The organism is Kitasatospora sp. NPDC048286, assembly GCF_043201735.1.
Lineage (GTDB): Bacteria > Actinomycetota > Actinomycetes > Streptomycetales > Streptomycetaceae > Kitasatospora.
The window spans coordinates 621,183-640,526 of record NZ_JBICZE010000002.1; the positions used below are offsets into that span (position 1 = coordinate 621,183).

Consider the following 19,344-nt stretch of genomic DNA (forward strand, 5'->3'; position numbering starts at 1 on the left):
CACATCGAGAAGGTGGGGCGGGTGGGACTCGAACCCACGACCAAGGGATTATGAGTCCCCTGCTCTAACCGGCTGAGCTACCGCCCCGGTTCGCCGCACGCGCCGGTCGTCGGCACGGCAGCAGCAGACGGCCCCAGCGAGGCCGTCCCGGGCAGCATAGCCGGTCGATCACCCGTGGTGCGCGCCGGGGGCGCAGCTGGGTACGCGACGGTGCTCGACTCCCGGTCGGCCCAGCCCGGGTGGCGGCGGGGCGTCCGTCCGGGGCAGCCTGGACGGATGACGACACGCGGGAGGGGAGCGGCGGCCGCGGCGCTCGCACTGGTGCTGACCGCGGCGGGCTGCACCACCGCGGCGGGGCCGGGCGGGAGCGCCCCGACCGTCACCTCGGCGCCGCCCACCGCCGCCTCCGCCGACAGCCACGGCTGGAACCGACAGCGGCTCAGGAGCGCGGCCGACCGGCACACCGGCGTCACCCGCACCGCCAAGCCCACCGTGCTCAACGGCCTGGTCGGCGCGGTGTTCACGCGCAACGCCGACGGCGACCACTTCTGCACCGCCAGCGTGGTCGACAGCGCCGGGCTCAACCTCGTCGTCACGGCCGCCCACTGCGTCTGGGACCCCAGGCTCGGCCGGCGCAGCGACCTGGTCTTCGTCCCCGGCTACCGCGACGGCGACACCCCCAGCGGCGTCTGGCCACTGCTGGCCGTCACCGTGGACGACGGCTGGAACGACCACGCCGACCCGGATGCGGACGTCGCCTTCGCGATCGTCCAGGCGCAGAACGGGCTGCAGGTCCAACAGGTGCTCGGCGCCAACCGGCTCGGCGTCAACCGGGGCTACCGGCTCCCGGTGAAGGTCACCGGCTACCCGAGCAGCAGCGGCGTCCCGATCACCTGCTCCAACACCACCACCCAGCAGAGCCCCACCCAGCTGCGGATCGACTGCCCCGACTACACCGGCGGCACCAGTGGCAGCCCCTGGGTCACCGACTTCGACCCGGCCACCAGGACCGGCACCGTGGTCGGCGTGATCGGCGGCTACCAGGAGGGCGGCAACAGCCCGGACACCTCGTACAGCAGCTACTTCGGCGACCGCGTCCAGGCCCTGTACGACCGCGCCACCGGGTGACCGGCGGCGGGCCCGACACGCGGCAGTGGCGCCGCCGGGCACGGCCTGGTAGATCTTCCTCACGAACGGCGGAACGCACGGCCCCGGTGCCCGCCCCGAGGAACGAGACGGAGCCCCGATGGCCCCCCGCCCGGCCCGGCCCGCGCGCACGGCTCGAACGGCCGCGCTGGCCGCCCTGCTGCTGGCCGTCGGCACCGCGTGCGGCGGGCAGGACGGGGCGCCCACCGCCGAGGTGGCGCAGCAGAGCCCGACCGGGGACCGGGTGGGCACCCTCTCCATCCGCACCGCGCAGGGCCCGCGGGCCTGCACCGCGAGCGTGGTGCACAGCCCCCGGGGCAACCTGCTGGTCACCGCGGCGCACTGCGTGCAGAGCCGGCGGATCGGCCTGCTGGACGGCCTGGTGTTCACCCCCGGCTACCGCAACGGGTACACCCCGTACGGGACTTGGCCGGTGAAGGCGATCACGGTGGACCCGCGCTGGGCGACCGAGGACGACCCCGAGTACGACGTGGCCTTCGTCACGGTGGGCATGCTCGACGGCCGGGAGATCGAGGACACGGTCGGCGGCAACCCGCTCGGCACCGGCCAGGGCTTCGGGCTGTCCGTCTCGGTCACCGGCTACCCGAACGAGAGCGACGAGCCGATCACCTGCGCGGTCCGGACCAGCCCGCAGAGCCCCACCCAGGAGCGCTTCGACTGCGGCGGCTACACCGACGGCACCAGCGGCAGCCCGTGGGTCACCGCGAACGGCGCGGTGGTCGGCGTGATCGGCGGCTACCAGGAGGGCGGGGACACCCCCGGCACCTCGTACAGCGTCGCCTTCGACCAGCGGGTCGCCGACCTCTACCGGAAGGCGACCACCTGACCCGGCGACCCGCCGGGGGCGGTGTCGCGTACGTCACTCCGCGAGACCGGACGACGGAAACACGAAGGCCCCCCGGTCGACCGAGGGGCCTTCGCTCTGAGCAGTCACCGGGCGGACCCGGTGCAGCTCCCGCAATTGGACTCGAACCAATAACCTGCCGATTAACAGTCGGCTGCTCTGCCAATTGAGCTATGCGGGATCGCGGCACTCGACTTCCGTACCACGGACGGGAACCGGACCCCGAAGGGACCTCTTCCCGAGCTCCCCCAATTGGACTCGAACCAATAACCTGCCGATTAACAGTCGGCTGCTCTGCCAATTGAGCTATGGGGGATCGGCTTCCGCTTCGGCCCCCGGTCTCCCGGGCTCCTCGGCGCTCGCTGCGGGACATACATTAGCGCACTCGGGGGGGTGGTCCGCCAATCGCTTTCCCGGCTTGCCGCCCAGCTGCCGCCCGGCGCGCCCCGCGCGCGCCCGCCGACGGGGGCGGGGATGCTGGGGCGCGGACGGTTCGCCGTCCCGACTGACGGGTAGGGCAATGCGGCAGAAGCCGCCAGGAGAGGGTGGATCCGATCATGTGGAAGCTGTCGTTGGCCGCGGGTTTCGCGGCCGGCTACGTCCTGGGCTCGCGGGCCGGGCGCCAGCGCTACGAACAGATCGCCAAGGTCACCCGGCAGATCGCCCGGAACCCCGCGGTCCAGGGCGCGACCGACCGGGCCCGGCAGCAGGCCGGAGCGGTGGCCGGGAAGGCGGCCGGCGCGGTCGCGGACCGGGTCGGCGACCGGCTGCCGAACGCCGTCACCGACCGGGTGCCGTACCTCAACCGCTCCCGGACGGAGGACGACGGCTGGGGCACGTTCCGCCCGTGACGGCGCGCCGGGGACGTGTGTCACGTGACACACGTCCCCGGCGGCCTACCTCCCGTCCGTGACGGGACGGTGACCACAGGGCGAAGCGAAACCCCACCCGGGGTCGCGAAGCGGCAACGGCCCGCCCGGCCCGGACGCGTCCCGGGTCCGGCTGAGGCATGATCTCGGCATGGCCATCGTCGCGGGGATAGACAGCTCGACCAACCGCACCCGGATCGTGGCGTGCGACGCCGACACCGGAGCCGTCCTGCGCTCCGGCAAGGCGCCCCATCCCGTCCCCGAGGACCAGGACCTGCGCCCGGGCGAGGCCGACCCCCAGGTCTGGCTGCACTCGCTCGGCGACGCCGCGACCGGCGGCCTGCTGGAGGGCGTCCGGGCGATCGGGGTCAGCGCCCAGCAGCACGGGATGATCGGCCTGGACGCCGGCGGGGTGCAGGTCCGGCCCGCGATCCTGTGGAACGACCCGCGCTCCAGCGGCGCCGCCGCCAAACTGCTGGACGCCTTCGGCGGCGCGGCCGCCTGGACCGCCGCGATCGGCGCCGTGCCCGCCCCCACGTACACCATCGCCAAGCTGCGCTGGCTGGCCGAGTTCGAGCCGGCCAACGCCCGCCGGGTCGCCGAGGTGCTGCTGCCGCACGACTGGCTGGTCTGGCAGCTGCTCGGCCACCCCAAGCGCCGCACCACCGACCGCGGCGACGCCTCCGGCACCGGCTACTGGTCGCCGATCACCGGCGAGTACCGGCAGGACCTGGTGGAGCTGGCGCTCGGCCACGAACTCCGGCTGCCCGACGTCCTGCCCCCGGCGGAGCCCGCCGGGCACACCCCCGAGGGCCTGCTGATCTCGGCCGGCACCGGGGACAACATGGCCGCCGCGCTGGGCCTGGGCCTCGGCCCGGGCGACGCGGTGGTCTCGCTCGGCAGCGCCGGGACGATCTTCGCGGTGCACGAGGAGGCCGTGGTGGACGCCTCCGGCCTGGTCTCCTCCTTCGCCGACGCCAGCGGCCGGCACCTGCCGATGGTCGCCACCCTCAACGCCGCCCAGGTGCTGCGCTCCACCGCCGCCCTGCTCGGCCGGGACCTGGAGGGCCTCAGCGACCTCGCCCTGCACTCCACCCCCGGCGCCTACGGTCTGGTGCTGCTGCCGTACCTGGACGGCGAGCGCACCCCCGCGCTGCCGCACGCGGCCGGCACCCTGACCGGCCTTCGGGCGGAGGCGATGACCCCTCAGCACCTGGCCCGGGCCGCCGTCGAGGGCATGCTGTGCAACATCGCCGACGCCCTCGACGTGCTGCGCGCCCGGGGCGTCGCGGTGAAGCGGGTGTTCCTGCTCGGCACCGCAGGGCGGCTGCCCGCCGTCCGGCACATCGCGCCGATGCTGTTCGGCGTCCCGGTCGTGGTGCCGCCGCCGGGCGCCCACGCCGCCCGCGGGGCCGCCCGGCAGGCCGCCTGGGCGCTGGCGGGCACCCCGGAGCCGCCGGCCTGGGAGCTGCCGGACGCGGAGACCGTCGAGCCCGACGGGGAGCAGGACCTGGCAATCGGCTCGGCGGTGCGTCAGCAGTACCGGGCCGCCCGCGACCAGATCCACCCGGAGACCTCGGCCTGACCCCCGGGCGGGGCCGGCCCGCCCCTGGCTCGAAGCAGCCGGTGAAGATGCGTCACCCGGTGGCCGGTGGCAGCGTGGGACGGGACACGCCCACCGACGCGAAGGACGGCAGGACGCCATGGCGCTGCACAAGGGAGCCGGCGGCGACCGCCGGCTGAGCATCGGCCCGTACCCGACGATCGCCGACCCGCTGGGCTCGATGAAGCTGGCCCCGCCGCTGCACCGACTCGGCGAGGGCCCGGTCGCGGCCGACACCGCGTACCAGCTGGTCCACGACGAGCTGATGCTGGACGGCAACGCCAAGCTCAACCTGGCGACCTTCGTCACCACCTCGATGGAGGCCCAGGCCGCCCGTCTGATGGCCGAGTGCCTCGACAAGAACATGATCGACAAGGACGAGTACCCGCAGACCGCCGAGCTGGAGCGGCGCTGCGTGGCGATCCTCGCCGACCTCTGGCACGCCCCCGACCCGGACGCCACGGTCGGCTGCTCCACCACCGGCTCCAGCGAGGCCTGCATGCTGGCCGGCATGGCGCTCAAGCGCCGGTGGACGCGCCGCAACGCCGACCGCTACGCCGCCGGGGCCCGGCCCAACCTGGTGATGGGCGCCAACGTGCAGGTCTGCTGGGAGAAGTTCTGCAACTTCTGGGAGATCGAGACGCGGCTGGCGCCGATGGAGGGCACCCGCTTCCACCTGGACGCCGAACAGGCGGTCGCACTGTGCGACGAGAACACCATCGGTGTGGTCGGCGTGCTCGGATCCACCTTCGACGGCTCGTACGAGCCGGTCGCGGAGATCTGCGCGGCCCTGGACGCCTTCCAGGAGCGCACCGGCATCGACGTCCCGGTGCACGTGGACGGCGCCTCCGGCGGCATGGTGGCGCCCTTCCTCGACCCGGAGCTGGTCTGGGACTTCCGGCTGCCCCGGGTGGCCTCGATCAACACCTCCGGCCACAAGTACGGCCTGGTGTACCCGGGCGTGGGCTGGGCGCTCTGGCGCGACAAGGCGGCGCTGCCTGAGGAACTGGTCTTCCGGGTCAACTACCTGGGTGGCGAGATGCCGACCTTCGCCCTCAACTTCTCCCGCCCCGGCGCCGAGGTGGTCGCCCAGTACTACATCTTCCTGCGGCTCGGCCGGGAGGGCTTCCAGGCCGTCCAGGGCGCCTGCCGCGAGGTCGCCACCTACCTGGCCGGGCAGATCGAGAAGATGGACGGCTTCCGGCTGCTGACCCGGGGCGACCAGCTGCCGGTGTTCGCCTTCACCACCGAGGAGGGCCTCCCGTTCGACGTGTTCGACGTCTCCCGGCGGCTGCGCGAGCGCGGCTGGCAGGTGCCCGCGTACACCTTCCCGGCGAACCGGGAGGACCTGTCGGTGCTCCGGGTGGTCTGCCGCAACGGCTTCTCCCGGGACCTCGCCGACCTGCTGCTGGCCGACCTCGACCGGCTGCTGCCGGAGCTGCGGCGCCAGCCCGTCCCCCTCCAGGAACTCGGGGTACCGCCCCGGCCGGGCTTCCACCACTGACCGTCCGCACGCCCCGTCCGCACGCCCCGTCCGCACGCCCGGTCCGCACGCCCGGGGAGAGGTCACGGCGGGGAGGGGCAGTGAAGCGCCCTCCCCGCCGGAGCGTCCCGGTCGGGCCGGGGCAGCCTCCCCCCGCGAGGCTGCCCCGGCCCGGTGGGGGACCGGGACCGGATGCGGACCGACGACGTGTCGTCGATCGGTGTCCGAACCGTTCGCCGACGGGCGAACCGCATCGGCCAGAGAACTCTGCACGACGATCACGTGAATGTTCGAGCGCCTCCGGGGGTTGTGAGACACTTCCGTCCGTCTCAGCGCCGTGACCTGGGGTTTGGGACGGCAGGACGGTCAGGTTTGAGAAGCGCGGACGCCGGACGGCCCGGGCCCGGACCCCGTCGCTCACCCGTTCCCCGCCCCCCGTTTCTCGAGTTTGGAGCGCCGCAGTGGGTTCCGCCTGGAAGCAGCTGCCCGAGGAGCTGACCGAGCCCGCCCGACGCCTGGCGGAGGAGCTCCGGACGATCAAGGACGCCGCCGGGCTTTCGCTGTCCGAGCTGGCCACCCGAACGCACTACAGCCGGGCCTCCTGGGAACGCTGGCTCAACGGCAAACGGATCGTCACCGAGCAGGCGCTGGAGGCGCTGGTCGGGACGGTCGACTGCGACGGGGCCGAGCTGCGGGCGCTGTGGCGCCGGGCGGTGGCGGAGCCGGCGACGGTGGCCCCGGCAGTGGCCATGGGCGCGGACGCGGACGCGGGCAGGGCCGAAGGCGGGAGCGAGGGCGGCGGCCTGGAGCGGCCGGCCGTCGCCGAGGAGCCCCCGGGCGCCGGGGAAGCCCCCGCGGAGGAACCCGCCGACGAGGCAGCGGTGTCCGGGCAGGAGCCGGGACCCGCCCCCCTCGCCTGGTGGCGGCGCCCGGCGGCGCTGCTCGCCGGCGCGGCCGTGCTGGCGCTGCTGCTGGTGCTGGTGGGCCTGCGGTTCAACCGGCACGACGAGCAGGCCTCGGCGGCCGCCGAGCCGGCCGTGTCGCCCACCGCCGCCGCTGCCACCGCCAAGAGCGATCCGGCCTGCCAGGGCGTCGGCTGCGCCCACAAGGACCCGAAGACCACCGGCTGCGGCAAGGACGCCCGGACCCTGCAGACCCAGGTGATCGGCAAGGTGGTCGTCTACCTCCGGTACAGCCAGACCTGCCGGGCCGCCTGGGCGGCCATCACCGAGGGCCAGCCGAAGGACTACGCCACGATCACCGACGGCAACGGCGACAGCGAGACGGCGCTCATCCACTGGGGCTACGACAACTACTCGCCGATGCTGAACGCGGCGGACCCGGCCGTCACCTTCCAGGTCTGCGGGTACCAGCCGGCCGGGCACGACTGCACCGCGGTGGTCGCCGACCTGGCCGCGGTGGTGGCCTCCACCCCGATCCCGATCGGAGCGGCCTCTCCCCCGCCGGGCGCCGGCGCGGGAGCCCCCACGACCCCGGCCCCGGCCACGCCGGCCGCCCCGGCGCCCACCGAACCGGCGGCGCCCATCGAACCGGTGACTCCCGCCGAGCCGGCGGGCCCGTCCCAGTCTGCGGGCCCGTCCCAGCCCGCCTCCTAGTCGAGGTAGCCGCGCAGCTGCTCGGCGTAGGCGTGGTCTCGGAGCTTGACCAGGGTCTTCGACTCGATCTGGCGGATCCGCTCCCGCGTCACGCCGAACACCGCGCCGATCTCCTCCAGCGTGCGCGGGCGGCCGTCGTCCAGCCCGTAGCGGAGCTGGACGACCTGGCGCTCCCGCTCCCCCAGGGTGGCCAGGACGGCCTCCAGGTGCTGGCGCAGCAGCAGGAAGGTCGCGGACTCGGCGGGCGAGGCGGCGTCGGCGTCCTCGATCAGGTCCCCGAACGCGACGTCGTCCTCCTCGCCGACCGGGGTGTGCAGCGAGATCGGCTCCTGGGCCAGCCGGAGCAGCTCGCGCACCCGCTCCTCGGTCAGCTCCAGGGTGGCGGCGATCTCGGCCGCCGTCGGTTCCAGGCCGCGCTCCTGGAGCAGGGCGCGCTTCGCCCGGACCACCCGGTTGATCAGCTCGACCACGTGCACCGGCACCCGGATCGTCCGGGCCTGGTCGGCCAGCGCCCGGCTCATCGCCTGTCGGATCCACCAGGTCGCGTACGTGGAGAACTTGAAACCGCGGGTGTAGTCGAACTTCTCGACCGCCCGGATCAGGCCCAGGTTGCCCTCCTGGACGAGGTCCAGCAGGGTCAGCCCGCGGCCGACGTAGCGCTTGGCGACGGAGACCACCAGCCGCAGGTTCGCCTCGATCAGCCGGCGCTTGGCGATCCGGCCCCGCACCACCAGGGCGTCCAGCTCGCCGGCCAGCGGGTCGGGCGGCGGCGGGTCGCCGTCCAGCCGCTCCTCGGCGAAGACGCCGGCCTCCACCCGGCGGGCCAGCTCGACCTCCTCCTCGGCGGTGAGCAGCCGGATCCGGCCGATCTCGCGCAGGTACTGGCGCAGCAGGTCGGCGGCCGGCCCGGTGTCGTCGACGGGCCCGCGGCGCTCGTCCTGGTCCTCGGCCCCGGCCCGCGCGTCGAAGCCCGGCTCGACCCCGGGTTCGGACCCCGGCCCGGGGTCCGGGCCGTCCGGGTGGCCTTCCGGCACGCCCTTGGCGGGGACCCGGGCACCGTCCGGGGGTGCCGCCCCGGCCCGGCTGTGGTGGGTCTCCTGCTCCCCGGCCCCCTGCCGCCCGGCCTGGTTCGCTCTCGTACTGGTGGTGGTCGCTGCGACGACGCCTTGCTCCACGGGCATCCCCTCGGGGCGGGCGCGACTCTGGCGGACCCGCGCTGTACGGAGGTGGGACGCCCTCCAGTGTGCGGTACGCCACACTCCGTGGCCGAGACTCGTGCGCCGACTTTCTGCGTGCGGGTCCCGTGGTGGTCCGCGGGAGGCGCTACAGCGCCGCCGCACCCCGGCTGCGCAGCTGCTGGCCGTACTGCTGGAGCTGCCACAGCTCGGTCTGCACCGCGTGCAGCTGCTCGGCCTCGGCCCGGGGGCCGAGCCGCTGGAGGTAGCCGCGGACCTCGGTGATCCGCCGGTCCACCGCCAGCAGGCGCAGCTTGACCAGGAACTCCCCCGCGTAGATCGCGTCCGCCTTGCGGCGCGAGCGCACCGGCTCGACCGTCAGCTCGGTGACCAGCGAGCGCACCCGGTCGTCCGGGGACGCCTCGCGCACCGCGCTGGTGAAGTCGGGCAGGGTCGCCCCGTACGCGGCGCCGCCGGCCTTGGCGACGGCCTGCCGGACGGCGGTGTACGGCGGGGTCGGGAACTCGTCGTCGCCGTAGTGGTCGAAGGCCGGGCTGACCAGGTCCGGATGCTGGAGCGCCAGCTTGAGCAGCTCCCGCTCGACGAACTGGGCCGGGTCGCGCGGGTTGAGCCGGAAGACGGGCTGCGCGGGGCGCTGCGGCTGGACCGGCTCGGGGCGGCGCTGGGCGGCCGCGCCGCGCGGGTTCTGCTGGCGCTCGCGGTCCCAGCGGGCCAGCTGGGAGATCCGGCGGACGACGAACTGCTCGTCCAGGATGCCGAGCATGCCGGCCAGCCGGACGGCGTACTCGTGCTGGATCGAGCGGTCCTTGATCTTGGCGACGATCGGGGCCGCCTCCTCCAGCGCCGCCGAACGCCCCTCCGGGGTGTCCACCCGATGCCGGGCCACCACCGAGGTCAGCGCGAACTCGAACAGCGGGACCGGGTTGTCGATCAGGTGCTTGACCGCCTCGTCGCCCTGGGCCAGGCGCAGCTCGCACGGGTCCATGCCGCCCGGGCTGACCGCGATGGAGGTCTTGGCGGCGAACTTCTGGTCGTCCTCGAAGGCGCGCAGGGCGGCCTTCTGGCCGGCCGCGTCGCCGTCGAAGGTGAAGACGGTCTCGCCCCGGTACTGCGAGGTGTCCATCAGCAGCCGGCGGATGATCTTGATGTGGTCCTCGGCGAAGGCGGTACCGCAGGTGGCCACCGCCGAGGTGACCCCGGCCAGGTGGCAGGCCATCACGTCGGTGTAGCCCTCGACCACCACCGCGCGGCCCGACTTGGCGATCTCCTTCTTCGCCAGGTCGATGCCGTACAGCACGTGGGACTTCTTGTAGATCGGCGTCTCGGGGGTGTTGAGGTACTTGGGACCGTTGTCGTCCTCGCGCAGGCGGCGGGCGCCGAAGCCGACCACCTCGCCCGCGATGTCCCGGATCGGCCAGACCAGCCGGCCCCGGAAGCGGTCGATCAGGCCGCCGCGCTGGCCCTGCGAGGCGAGGCCGCCCAGCAGGATCTCCTTGTCGGTGAAGCCCTTGCCGCGCAGGTAGCGGACCAGGTGCTCCCACCCCGCGGGGGCGTAGCCGACGCCGAAGACCGTCGCGGCCTCCTCGTCGAAGCCCCGCTCGGCCAGGAAGCGGCGGCCGATCTCCGCCTCCGGCGAGGCCAGCTGCTCCCGGTAGTAGGCGGCGGCCACCTTGTGCGCCTCGACCAGCCGGGTCCGCTCGCCCTGCTGGTGGCGCGGGCTGTAGCCGCCCTCCTCGTAGCGCAGGGTGATGCCGGCCTGGGCGGCCATCCGCTCGACGGCCTCGGCGAAGGTGAAGTGCTCGATCTTCATCAGGAAGGCGATGGTGTCGCCGTTCTCCTGGCAGCCGAAGCAGTGGAAGACGCCCTTGGCGGGGTTCACGTAGAAGGAGGCGGACTTCTCGTCGTGGAAGGGGCAGACGCCCTTGTATTCGCCGCCGCCACCGTTGGTCAGCTGTACGTAGTCGCCGACCACCGCGTCGATCGGCAGTGCGCTGCGCACCGCCTGTACGTCTTCGTCCCTGATCCGCCCGGCCACCCCGGAAGTCTACTGGGGCGGCCGGGCTTTCCGGCTGCGCCGGGGGACGGCCCGGTGGGGCCGGGGGCGCCTCCCGGCGGGGGGAGGGAGGAGAGAGGGCGAGCGGGTCCACTGGGGCGGCCGGGCTTTCCGGCTGCGCCGGCCGGGGCGGGGCGGCTACGCCCAGGCGGCGCCGACGAGCCTGGCGTGCAGGGCCAGGGCCGAGGCGTCGGTCAGGGTGGCGATCTGGTCGATGACCGTGCGCAGGGCGGCGCGGTCGTCCTCGGCCTCGCGGTACATGGCGGCGAACACCGGGTCCAGCCCCTCGGGGGCGCGCTGGGTGAGGACGTACGCCAGCTCGGCGATCACGATCCGCTGGCGGGCCCGCAGCTGGGCCTGCTCGTCGCGCTGCATCACGTAGCGGACGGCCACCGCCTTGAGCACCGCGCACTCCAGCCGGACGTCCCTCGGCACCACCAGCTCGGCGCCGTGGCGGGTGAGCCGGCCGGGGCCGTAGCGGGCGCGGGTGGCCTGCTCGGCGGCCAGGCAGAAGCGGCCGATCAGCTGGCTGGTGAGGTCCTTGAGCCCGGCCCGGGCGCGGGCGGTGCCGTCGTAGGAGCTGGGCCACCACTCCTGGGCGAGCAACCGGTCCAGGGCGGCGGTCAGCTCCTCCGGCTCGGCGTCCCCGGCGTAGCGCTCGGCGACCTTGAAGAGCTCGGCGCGCTCGCTCGGGGCGCGCAGGGCGGCCGGGTCGATGTGGCCGGCCTGGAGGCCGTCCTCGACGTCGTGGGTGGAGTAGGCCACGTCGTCGGACCAGTCCATCACGGTGGCCTCGAAGCACTTGCGGCCGACCGGGGCGCCGGCCCGCAGCCAGCGGAAGACCGGCAGGTCGTCGGCGTAGACGCCGTACTTGGGCGAGGCCGGGTCGGTGGGGTGGGCGCCCTTGGTCCACGGGTACTTGGTGGCGGCGTCGAGGGCGGCCCGGGTCAGGTTGAGGCCGACGCTGCGGCCCGGCCAGGGGGCGAGCCGGGCGGCGGGCTGCTCCTCCCGGGGCGCGAAGCGCTTGGGTTCGAGCCTGGTCAGGATGCGCAGCGACTGGGCGTTGCCCTCGAAGCCGCCGCAGGCCTCGGCGGCCTGGTCGAGGGCCTCCTCGCCGGTGTGGCCGAACGGCGGGTGGCCGATGTCGTGGGCCAGGCAGGCCGCCTCCACGAGGTCCGGGTCGCAGCCCAGGGCGGCACCCAACTCCCGCCCGACCTGGGCGCATTCGAGGGAGTGGGTGAGCCGGGTGCGCGGGAAGTCGCTCTGCATCGGGGCGACCACCTGGGTGGTGCCGGCCAGCCGGCGCAGCGCGGCCGAGTGCAGCACCCGGGCGCGGTCGCGCTGGAAGGCCGTGCGGCCCGGGCGCTTGTCGGGTTCGGGGACCCAGCGGGCCTCGGCGGAGCGGTCGTACGGGATCGGGGCGGCGAGGCGGTGCGTGGTGTCGTCCATATGGCTCTCACGGTACGCCCGGCCCCCGACACGCCGGGTGTGCCGCGCACGAAGGAGCGCGGACGGGAGCGTGAACCCTCGCCCACGCACCCCTTACGGGCACTGCGGGCCCTCGCCGCGGCCCCGGTCGTGCCGGGGCCGCGGCAGCCGTCGGCGTCCTCAGCCCCTGATCGCCTTCAGGACGACCCCGGACACCGCCTCCTGGCCCTTGGCGTTGGGGTGGATCGGCGCCAGCCCCCGGGCCGGGAGCGGCGGCTCCACCCAGCGCTGGTCCTCCCCAGCACACATGTCGTGCCCGGACGAGGGCCCGGCGAGGTCCACGAAGACCGCGCCGGCCGCCTCGGCGCGCTTCCTGAGCATGCCGTTGAGCTGCTGCTGCTTCTCCACCAGGAAGCCGAGGTCGGCGGCGGGCACGGCGTTGCCGAGCACCGGCAGGCAGCTCGCCGGGTCGGCCGGGAGCAGTCCCGGGTACCCGATCACGTAGACCTTGGCCTTCGGTGAGCGCTTCCTGACGTCCTGGAGCACCTGGCCGAGCCGGTCACCGGCCGCGTCCACCTTGCGCTGGACCTCGTCGGTGCCGTTGCCGGCCGCGTAGTGGTCCCGGCAGGGCGAGTCGCTGATCCGCTCCGCGCTGTCGGTGATCACGCCCTTGAGGATGTCCACCAGGTTGTCCTTGGCGCACTCCGTCACGACCTCCATGAAGCCCGCGTCGTTGCCGCCGATCCCCAGGGTGACCAGCCGGGTGTCCGCGGTCAGCGCGTCCAGCTGGGCCGGGTTGGTGCCGTCGGCGACCTTCTGCGGGCCGGTCAGGTCCCCGGTGCGGGCGCCGCTGCAGCTGACGTCCCTGAACTGCCCGGCGCCGAGCGAGAGCGCCTTCGCCACCAGGGACGGGTAGTTGGCCCCGGAGCGGGAGCAGCCGCCCGGCTCGCCGACCTGCGGTGGGATCTTCATCCCGGCGGTGTACGAGTCGCCGAGCGCGACGTACGGGCCGGTGGGCGGCGGGGCGGCGGTCGGCGACGAGGGCGCGCCGGCCTGCGCGCGGGCGGGCGTCGCGCCCGCGGCGCCGTTGTTCCGGCTGTCCGAGCCGGCGTCGTCGGTGCAGCCGGCCAGCAGCGCTGCGGTCAGTCCGACGGTCAGGGCGATGGTCGGGCGTGCGGTCCTCGGCATGGTCTCCCCCCGGGGATGCGGGTCACGGTCGGCTCCTCACGGCGGCCCGTCCCCCGGGCACACCAGGGGCCAACGAACGATCCCGGCCGATGACTCCCGCCCCGGGCGATTCGTCTCCCGGCGGGCCCGAACCGGCCGGAATCCGACCCCCGGGCCCGTCCTGCTCCGGCCCCTCGCGCGGTCGTGGCCGCGCGGGGGGCCGGTACGGCTGCCGCGCTACTCCGCGCCGCGCTCGTGCTCGGCCAGGAACTGTTCGAAGCGCCGCCCCAGTTCGTCCGCCGAGGGCAGGTCCACCGGCTCGGCCAGCAGGCTCTCCCGGCCCTCCGCGCCCGCCACCGCGTCGTACTGGCCCTCCATGCCGCGGATCGCCGAGCGCAGCTCGCTGTCGCCCTGGGACAGCTGCTCCTCGATGTCGGCGTAGACCTCGGCGACCCGCTCACGCAGCTGGGTGCCGGGCAGCACCAGACCGGTGGCGGACTGCGCCGCCTCCAGGATCTGCACGGCCGCCGCCGGGTAGGCGGAGCGGGCCACGTAGTGCGGGACGTGCACGGCGAAGCCGAGGACGTCGTGCCCGGCCTCGGCCAGCCGGTACTCCACCAGCGCCTGGGCGCTGCCCGGGACCTGTGCCTGCTCGAACCACTGCGGGTAGCCCGGGGCGAGGTCCAGCCGGTTGCCGTGCGGCGTCATGCCGACCGGGCGGGTGTGCGGCACGCCCATCGGGATGCCGTGGAAGTCGATCGAGAGCCGGACCTCGAACCGCTCCACCAGCTCGCGGACGGCGCGCGCGAAGCGCTCCCACTCGACGTCCGGCTCGGGGCCGGTGAGCAGCAGGAACGGCGCGCCGGCGGCGTCGTGGACGAGCTGGAGCAGGATCTCCGGCGGGTCGTAGGACGTCCAGCTGTCCTGGTCGAAGACCATCGCGGGGCGCCGGGCCCGGTAGTCCACCAGACGGTCGTGGTCGAAGCGGGCCACCACCAGCGGCGAGCCCGTCTCCAGCAGGTGGGCCACCACCTGGCCGCCGGCCTCCCCGGCGTCCATGAAGCCCTCGAAGTGCTGGAGCAGCACGAGACCGGCACCGGTGTCGCGCAACTGCTCGTTGGCCGCGGCGACGGCGGCCACGCCCTGCTGGTCCAGCTCGTACAGCGCCTGGAAGTCCCGCACCGCGCACCCAACCCCGTTCTCTGCTCGTCCCGGTCGACCGGCTTCTCGTCTTTTCAGCGTGCCGGGCGCCGCCGGAATTCCCGTCCCCGGCCACCGGACCGTTTCCGCCCCCGGTCCGTCCTGTTTCCGCCCGGTCCGGGACCCGGCCCGGCCCCGCCCCGGTTCCTGGCCAGGGCCGGTGGACGATCCGGCCGCAGGACCGCTCCGGAGCCCGTCCGACGGCCCTTCGGAGGGCTCGTCCGAACGCCTCCGGCGACCGTTCCGGACCATGATCGCACCCGGGGGAAGAGCCCCTGGTCACGCCCCCGGAACGGGCCCGTCCGCGGGGTCCGGAAACGGCCCGCGCGGCCATTCGCGTGCCGCGAAGTGACGCACCGCCTTCTGGCGGGTATCGTCCTCTCGCTGCCTCGCATCGTCGCGTCGTCGTCACGTCGTCCGTAACGCCGTCGGCCACGTCCCGGTCCGGTGCTCGGCCAGCCACCCACGACGCATCTTGCCTTCACCTGGCCGCCTGCTTCCCTTCGCGCTCTCGTACCCTTCTCGGCCATTTCGCGGACGCACACTGTCCCCTCGCTCTTCCCGCCGGACCGGTCCGAGGACCCGTGCCCGTTCCGGCACCCGCGCCGCCCGTTCCGGGCCGCCGCCCCCACCCCGTTCGACCGGACCTCCGGCGTGCGCGGGCACCCGGCCGGCGGACCCGGGCCCAGGCGTACCCAGCCCAGAGCACCCCGCGCCGCACCCCGGCACGGGAGGCACCCTCCGACCGATGAAGGACCAAGGTTCCGTGCCCGTACCTGTCATCCTCACCGGCCGCACCGTGCGGCTGGAGCCCCTTGCCGCGCACCATGCCGAGGCCATCGCCGAGGCCGGCGCCGAGGACCGTACGACCTACGCCTTCACCCCCGTCCCGCACGGTCTGGAAGCCGCCCGCGACTACGTCGCGCGGGCGCTCGCCGACCAGGCCGCGGGCCGGTCGCTGCCGTTCGCGACGGTGAGCGTCGCCGACGGCCGGGTCGTCGGCTCCACCCGGTTCCTGGAACTCGACTACTGGCGGGGCCCGCTGGTGTGGCCGCCCACGCCCGGGGTCCCGTTCGGCGACCCGGACACGGCCGTCCCGGACGCGGCCGAGATCGGCAACACCTGGCTCTCGCCGCGCGCCCAGGGCACCGGCATCAACACCGAGGCCAAGCTGCTGATGCTGCGCCACGCCTTCGAGACCTGGGGCGTGCAGCGGATCTCGCTGCGCGCGGACGCCCGCAACCTGCGCTCGCGCACCGCCATCGAGCGGCTCGGCGCGACCTCCGAGGGCGTCCGCCGGGCGCACTCGCGCGGGCTGGACGGCGTGGTGCGCTCCACCGCGTTCTACTCGATCCTCGACGACGAGTGGCCGGCCGTGCGGGACATCATCGAGCTGCGGATCGCCGCCGCCACCTCGCCGAGCGCCCCGGATCCGGCGATCAACCAGGAGTGCCTTAGACAGGGCGGCAGCGGCACCGGGCAGCTGATGATCACGGCCTGAGGCCGGGCAGCCCGTAGCCGGACCGCGCCAGGCCCAGGACGACCGGCAGGACGGTGTGGTCGTCCCAGCCGCGGTGGCGGCCGGGGTCGGCCTCCACCAGCACCTCGGTCGGCCGCCAGCCGCCCCGCACCCGGGCCACCCGGACCCGGTAGATCTCCGCGCCGCCCACGCTGCGGTGCAGGTGCAGGACGCCCTCGGAGGTGAACGCGACCCAGCGCTCGTCCGCGTCCCGGGCCCGCAGGCCGCGCCTGATCCGCTCCCAGTCGGCGTCCGACCAGAGCAGGTCGGGCACCGGGTGCGGGCGGGGAAGGCTGATCGGCGTCAGGTGCGGTTCACCGGCCGCCCGGACGCTGCCCGGCTCGGGGAACGCCCAGTCCGGCAGCGGTTCGCAGGCGTCCAGCCAGCCGCGCGGGATGCCCGCGGTGCCGGTGTGCGCGGCGACCACCCCGCCGGTGATCGCGGCGACGGTGTCCATGTCGCCGCCGGCCGCGATCGCGTCCCGGACGGCGGCGCGGTAGTCGGCCGGGTTCCGGGCCGCGCACCACAGCGCGTACGGGACGGTGTCGGCCGCGGACGTGCGGCTGCCGTTGCCGAGCATCCGTGCGGCGAGCCGGAAATCCGCCCCGGCGAGCAGTCCGCGGGCCTCCCGGAGGCCGTCCTTGACGGCGCCGTTCGGGGTGAGGGCGGCCACCGCCTCCAGGAAGCGGTCCGGCGTCATCGGCCGGGTGCGGGTCCGCGCGGCGTACGCGGCCGCCACCGCGACCGCGATCGCGCCGTCCACGGCCTGCGGGTGGGTGTGGGTGATCAGGGCGGTGCGGGCGGCGGGGCCCACCACGGCCTTCGGGTCCTCGGCGTACGCGGCGCCGAGCGGGGCGACCCGCATCGCGGCGCCGTTGCCGTAGGAGCCCTGGCCGTCGAAGAGTGCGGCGGCCAGCCGTTCGGCGTCGCCGCCCTCGCGGATCAGCCGCAGCAGGCGGTTGGCGGCCGGGCCGTAGCCGCGGTCGAAGTCGTGGCGCAGGGCGAAGGCGTGGGTGAGGTCGAAGGTGTCGATCGCGCCGCGCTCGGTGTGGGCGGCGTGGACCGAGCAGGCCATCTCGGTGTCGTCGGTCCAGGGCCAGGGGCCGGGGGGTTCGGTGCGGTCGGCGAGGTGGGCCCGGGCGGTCTCCGGGACGAAGAACTGGGCGCCGAGGGCGTCGCCGACGGCGAGGCCGAGGAGCGCGTCCAGCGCGGGGCCGGCGTGCGTGGATGGAATGGTCATATGGACTCCAGCTCAGCGGCTGAGCTGCCGGTCCGTCAACACCCGTGACCGCCACCCCCACCGACGGGGGATGTTTCGCATACCTCCGATCCGGGCGGGCAGGCACCGGGACATGACCCGCGCACACCCCATCGACCCGGTCGCCCTACTGGGCGCCGACCAGCAGCACATCGCCACCCGGGCACAGCTGCGCCGGCTCGGGGTGCCCTCCGGCACCATCGCCCACCGGCTGCGGCCGGGCGGGCCCTGGCAACAGGTGCTGCCCCGGGTGATCTGCCTCCAGAGCGGACGACTGACGTTCCATCAGAAGATGCGGGCGGCACTGGCGTACGCGACGCCGAAGGGGCGCGAGCCGCGGACCGGCGAGGTGCTGCTGACCGGCTTCGCGGTGCTGGCCGAGGCCGGGCTGCCGAGCGCCGGGCACCCGGCCGACCTGAACTCCGTCGACATCCTGATCCCGACTCAACGGCGGGTCGGGGACAGGGAGTTCGTCCGGATCCACCGGGCCTCCGGGGCCATGCCGGGCGGCTTCGAGCGGAACGACGGGCTGTGGAGCACCACGGTCGCCCGGGCGCTGGCGGACCTCGCGCCGAAGGAGACCGGGCAGCGCCGGTTCCGGGCGCTGTGCGCGGAGGCGGTCCAGCGCCGGCACTGCGAACTCGGCGAACTGCTCGACCAGTTGCTGTCCCGCCCGGGCGCGCTCGGGCTGCCCCAGGTGGCCCAGGTGGTGGAGGACCTGACGGTCGGGGTGCGGTCGGTGGTGGAGGGCGAGGCCCGCGAGGTGCTGGCGCACGCGGGTCTCCCGGAGCCGCTGTGGAACCCGGTGCTGTTTCTGGACGGCCGCTTCCTCGCCGTCCCGGACGCCTACTGGCCGCACGCCTGCGTGGCCCTGGAGATCGACTCCCGCGCCTGGCACCTGCGCCCGGCCGAGCACGAACGGGGCCTGGCCCGCGCCAACCGCCTCGCCGCGGCCGGCCTCCCGGTGGTCCGCACCACCCCGGCCCAGCTCCGCCGCGACCCGTCCCCGGTGCTCCACGAGCTGACCGCCCTGGTCACCACCGGCCCGCACCCGCCGCACCCCCGGATCACCTGGCGGCGGGCGCGGTGAGCGGCGGGCGCGGTGAGCGGTGGCGGGCGCGGTGGGGCCCTACGCGGCCGCGCTCAGCAGCGGGAGTCGATCTCCAGGAAGGTGGCGTAGTGGTCGGCGGACCAGTACTGCTCTCCGGCGTCGCCGGTCACCACGCGGCGGGTGCCGCGGTCGTCGGACCCCGGGGTGACCACGGTGTACTCGTGGTAGTAGCCGCCGGCCTTCTTGGGGAGGCGGCTCTCCCGGTTCTCGAAGACGATGCCGTCCCGGTTGTACGGGTAGGGCCCGCCCTTGGCGATCAGGGTGAGGGTGTCCACGGCCTGGCTGGGGAGCTTGCTGCGGCAGACGTCGGCCAGGGCCGAGTCGGTGGGCACCCAGGTGCCGGCCGGGGCGGGGGCCGCGGCGCCCCCGGGGGGCGGGGTCGGCTTGGGGGCCGAGGGCTTGGGCGCCGAGGACCCGGACGTCGAAGGACCGGCGGTGGCGGCCGCGGTGGAGTTCGCGGCGGCCTTGGGGTGGCCGCTCCCCTTGTCGGTGAGGAGGTACCCGACCCCGGCCAGGACCGCCAGGATCAGCACGGCCACGACGACGAGCGGGTTTCTGCGGTTGGTCATGCGCTCCAGCTTGGCAGGCGGCCGGGCCGCGCCGGCACAGCTACACACGTGGCCGCCGCCACACCGGCCGGTGCGTCGGCCGTGCCGCGCCCGGGGCCGGTCCGTGCCCCGGCCCGTGCGCGGAAGTACGGCCGAGCGGGGAAGACGTACGGCCGGGGGGGGGCGGGGCCCCGGGGGGGGGGGCGCCCCGCCGGGGGCCCGACCCCGGGGGGGCCGGGGCGCCCGCCGGGGGGAACCCACCCCCCCGGGGCGCGCGGGCGA

15 protein-coding genes and 3 tRNA genes are annotated in these 19,344 nt (G+C 74.9%); 8 read left to right on the forward strand and 10 right to left on the reverse strand.

Features of this window, described 5'->3' with window-relative positions; translation table 11 throughout:
- Positions 1 to 13: 13 nt before the first annotated feature.
- Positions 14 to 87 (reverse strand) — tRNA-Ile (locus ACGF13_RS07130).
- Positions 88 to 276: 189 nt separating this feature from the next.
- Between ACGF13_RS07130 and ACGF13_RS07135 the strand changes: the two genes are divergently transcribed.
- Positions 277 to 1,128, forward strand: coding sequence for a trypsin-like serine peptidase (locus tag ACGF13_RS07135; protein WP_392869755.1), 852 nt, complete (start codon positions 277 to 279; stop codon positions 1,126 to 1,128).
- Positions 1,129 to 1,246: 118 nt separating this feature from the next.
- A complete protein-coding gene (locus tag ACGF13_RS07140; protein WP_392869757.1) occupies positions 1,247 to 1,993 on the forward strand; it encodes a trypsin-like serine peptidase in 747 nt (248 codons plus the stop codon).
- A gap of 126 nt (positions 1,994 to 2,119) precedes the next feature.
- On the opposite strand, the gene ACGF13_RS07145 is transcribed toward ACGF13_RS07140, so the two are convergent.
- Positions 2,120 to 2,192: transfer RNA gene (locus ACGF13_RS07145), tRNA-Asn, on the reverse strand.
- Between the two features lie 62 nt (positions 2,193 to 2,254).
- Positions 2,255 to 2,327: transfer RNA gene (locus ACGF13_RS07150), tRNA-Asn, on the reverse strand.
- A 238-nt stretch (positions 2,328 to 2,565) separates the two neighbouring features.
- Here ACGF13_RS07150 and ACGF13_RS07155 point away from each other — a divergent pair.
- From ACGF13_RS07155 to ACGF13_RS07170, 4 genes are all read left to right on the forward strand, one after another.
- Positions 2,566 to 2,862, forward strand: a complete 297-nt coding sequence (locus ACGF13_RS07155; RefSeq protein WP_392870108.1) for a hypothetical protein — start codon at positions 2,566 to 2,568, stop codon at positions 2,860 to 2,862.
- Between the two features lie 169 nt (positions 2,863 to 3,031).
- Positions 3,032 to 4,465 (forward strand): FGGY family carbohydrate kinase, encoded by a 1,434-nt coding sequence (locus tag ACGF13_RS07160; protein ID WP_392869759.1) that lies wholly within the window; start codon positions 3,032 to 3,034, stop codon positions 4,463 to 4,465.
- 118 nt (positions 4,466 to 4,583) lie between these two features.
- The gene (locus ACGF13_RS07165; protein WP_392869761.1) at positions 4,584 to 5,987 is read left to right on the forward strand and encodes a glutamate decarboxylase; all 1,404 of its coding nucleotides are present in this window, start codon (positions 4,584 to 4,586) and stop codon (positions 5,985 to 5,987) included.
- 440 nt (positions 5,988 to 6,427) lie between these two features.
- Positions 6,428 to 7,582, forward strand: coding sequence for a DUF2690 domain-containing protein (locus tag ACGF13_RS07170; protein WP_392869763.1), 1,155 nt, complete (start codon positions 6,428 to 6,430; stop codon positions 7,580 to 7,582).
- Here the strand turns inward: ACGF13_RS07170 and ACGF13_RS07175 are convergent.
- The 5 genes from ACGF13_RS07175 to ACGF13_RS07195 all read right to left on the reverse strand — a co-directional run bounded on the left by ACGF13_RS07175 (position 7,579) and on the right by ACGF13_RS07195 (position 14,608).
- Positions 7,579 to 8,763 (reverse strand): RNA polymerase sigma factor, encoded by a 1,185-nt coding sequence (locus tag ACGF13_RS07175; protein ID WP_392869765.1) that lies wholly within the window; start codon positions 8,761 to 8,763, stop codon positions 7,579 to 7,581. The two genes, ACGF13_RS07170 and ACGF13_RS07175, sit on opposite strands and share 4 nt — an antisense overlap.
- A 142-nt stretch (positions 8,764 to 8,905) precedes the next feature.
- Entirely contained in the window at positions 8,906 to 10,813 is a 1,908-nt protein-coding gene (gene dnaG, locus ACGF13_RS07180) for a DNA primase (RefSeq protein ID WP_392869767.1), read from the reverse strand.
- A 156-nt stretch (positions 10,814 to 10,969) separates the two neighbouring features.
- A complete protein-coding gene (locus ACGF13_RS07185; protein WP_392869769.1) occupies positions 10,970 to 12,280 on the reverse strand; it encodes a deoxyguanosinetriphosphate triphosphohydrolase in 1,311 nt (436 codons plus the stop codon).
- A gap of 159 nt (positions 12,281 to 12,439) precedes the next feature.
- On the reverse strand, positions 12,440 to 13,447 hold the full coding sequence (locus ACGF13_RS07190) for an SGNH/GDSL hydrolase family protein (protein ID WP_392869771.1): 1,008 nt from the start codon (positions 13,445 to 13,447) through the stop codon (positions 12,440 to 12,442).
- Positions 13,448 to 13,663: 216 nt separating this feature from the next.
- Complete coding sequence (locus tag ACGF13_RS07195) at positions 13,664 to 14,608, reverse strand: PAC2 family protein (RefSeq protein ID WP_392869773.1); 945 nt, start codon at positions 14,606 to 14,608, stop codon at positions 13,664 to 13,666.
- Between the two features lie 784 nt (positions 14,609 to 15,392).
- Here ACGF13_RS07195 and ACGF13_RS07200 point away from each other — a divergent pair.
- Complete coding sequence (locus ACGF13_RS07200; RefSeq protein WP_392869775.1) at positions 15,393 to 16,127, forward strand: GNAT family N-acetyltransferase; 735 nt, start codon at positions 15,393 to 15,395, stop codon at positions 16,125 to 16,127.
- Here the strand turns inward: ACGF13_RS07200 and ACGF13_RS07205 are convergent.
- On the reverse strand, positions 16,117 to 17,385 hold the full coding sequence (locus tag ACGF13_RS07205) for an ADP-ribosylglycohydrolase family protein (RefSeq protein WP_392869777.1): 1,269 nt from the start codon (positions 17,383 to 17,385) through the stop codon (positions 16,117 to 16,119). The genes ACGF13_RS07200 and ACGF13_RS07205 overlap by 11 nt on opposite strands.
- 112 nt (positions 17,386 to 17,497) lie before the next feature.
- Between ACGF13_RS07205 and ACGF13_RS07210 the strand changes: the two genes are divergently transcribed.
- Entirely contained in the window at positions 17,498 to 18,493 is a 996-nt protein-coding gene (locus tag ACGF13_RS07210) for a hypothetical protein (protein ID WP_392869779.1), read from the forward strand.
- A 53-nt stretch (positions 18,494 to 18,546) separates the two neighbouring features.
- Here ACGF13_RS07210 and ACGF13_RS07215 read toward each other — a convergent pair whose 3' ends face one another.
- On the reverse strand, positions 18,547 to 19,083 hold the full coding sequence (locus ACGF13_RS07215; protein ID WP_392869781.1) for a ribonuclease: 537 nt from the start codon (positions 19,081 to 19,083) through the stop codon (positions 18,547 to 18,549).
- Between the last annotated feature and the right edge of the window lie 261 nt (positions 19,084 to 19,344).

Coding starts and splice junctions, on each gene's coding strand:
- ACGF13_RS07160 (WP_392869759.1), top strand. CDS start 3,032: ATGGCCATCGTCGCGGGGATAGACAGCTCGACCAACCGCACCCGGATC.
- ACGF13_RS07140 (WP_392869757.1), top strand. CDS start 1,247: ATGGCCCCCCGCCCGGCCCGGCCCGCGCGCACGGCTCGAACGGCCGCG.
- ACGF13_RS07135 (WP_392869755.1), top strand. CDS start 277: ATGACGACACGCGGGAGGGGAGCGGCGGCCGCGGCGCTCGCACTGGTG.
- ACGF13_RS07210 (WP_392869779.1), top strand. CDS start 17,498: ATGACCCGCGCACACCCCATCGACCCGGTCGCCCTACTGGGCGCCGAC.
- ACGF13_RS07185 (WP_392869769.1), bottom strand. CDS start 12,280: ATGGACGACACCACGCACCGCCTCGCCGCCCCGATCCCGTACGACCGC.
- ACGF13_RS07190 (WP_392869771.1), bottom strand. CDS start 13,447: ATGCCGAGGACCGCACGCCCGACCATCGCCCTGACCGTCGGACTGACC.
- ACGF13_RS07215 (WP_392869781.1), bottom strand. CDS start 19,083: ATGACCAACCGCAGAAACCCGCTCGTCGTCGTGGCCGTGCTGATCCTG.
- ACGF13_RS07205 (WP_392869777.1), bottom strand. CDS start 17,385: ATGACCATTCCATCCACGCACGCCGGCCCCGCGCTGGACGCGCTCCTC.
- ACGF13_RS07165 (WP_392869761.1), top strand. CDS start 4,584: ATGGCGCTGCACAAGGGAGCCGGCGGCGACCGCCGGCTGAGCATCGGC.
- ACGF13_RS07175 (WP_392869765.1), bottom strand. CDS start 8,763: ATGCCCGTGGAGCAAGGCGTCGTCGCAGCGACCACCACCAGTACGAGA.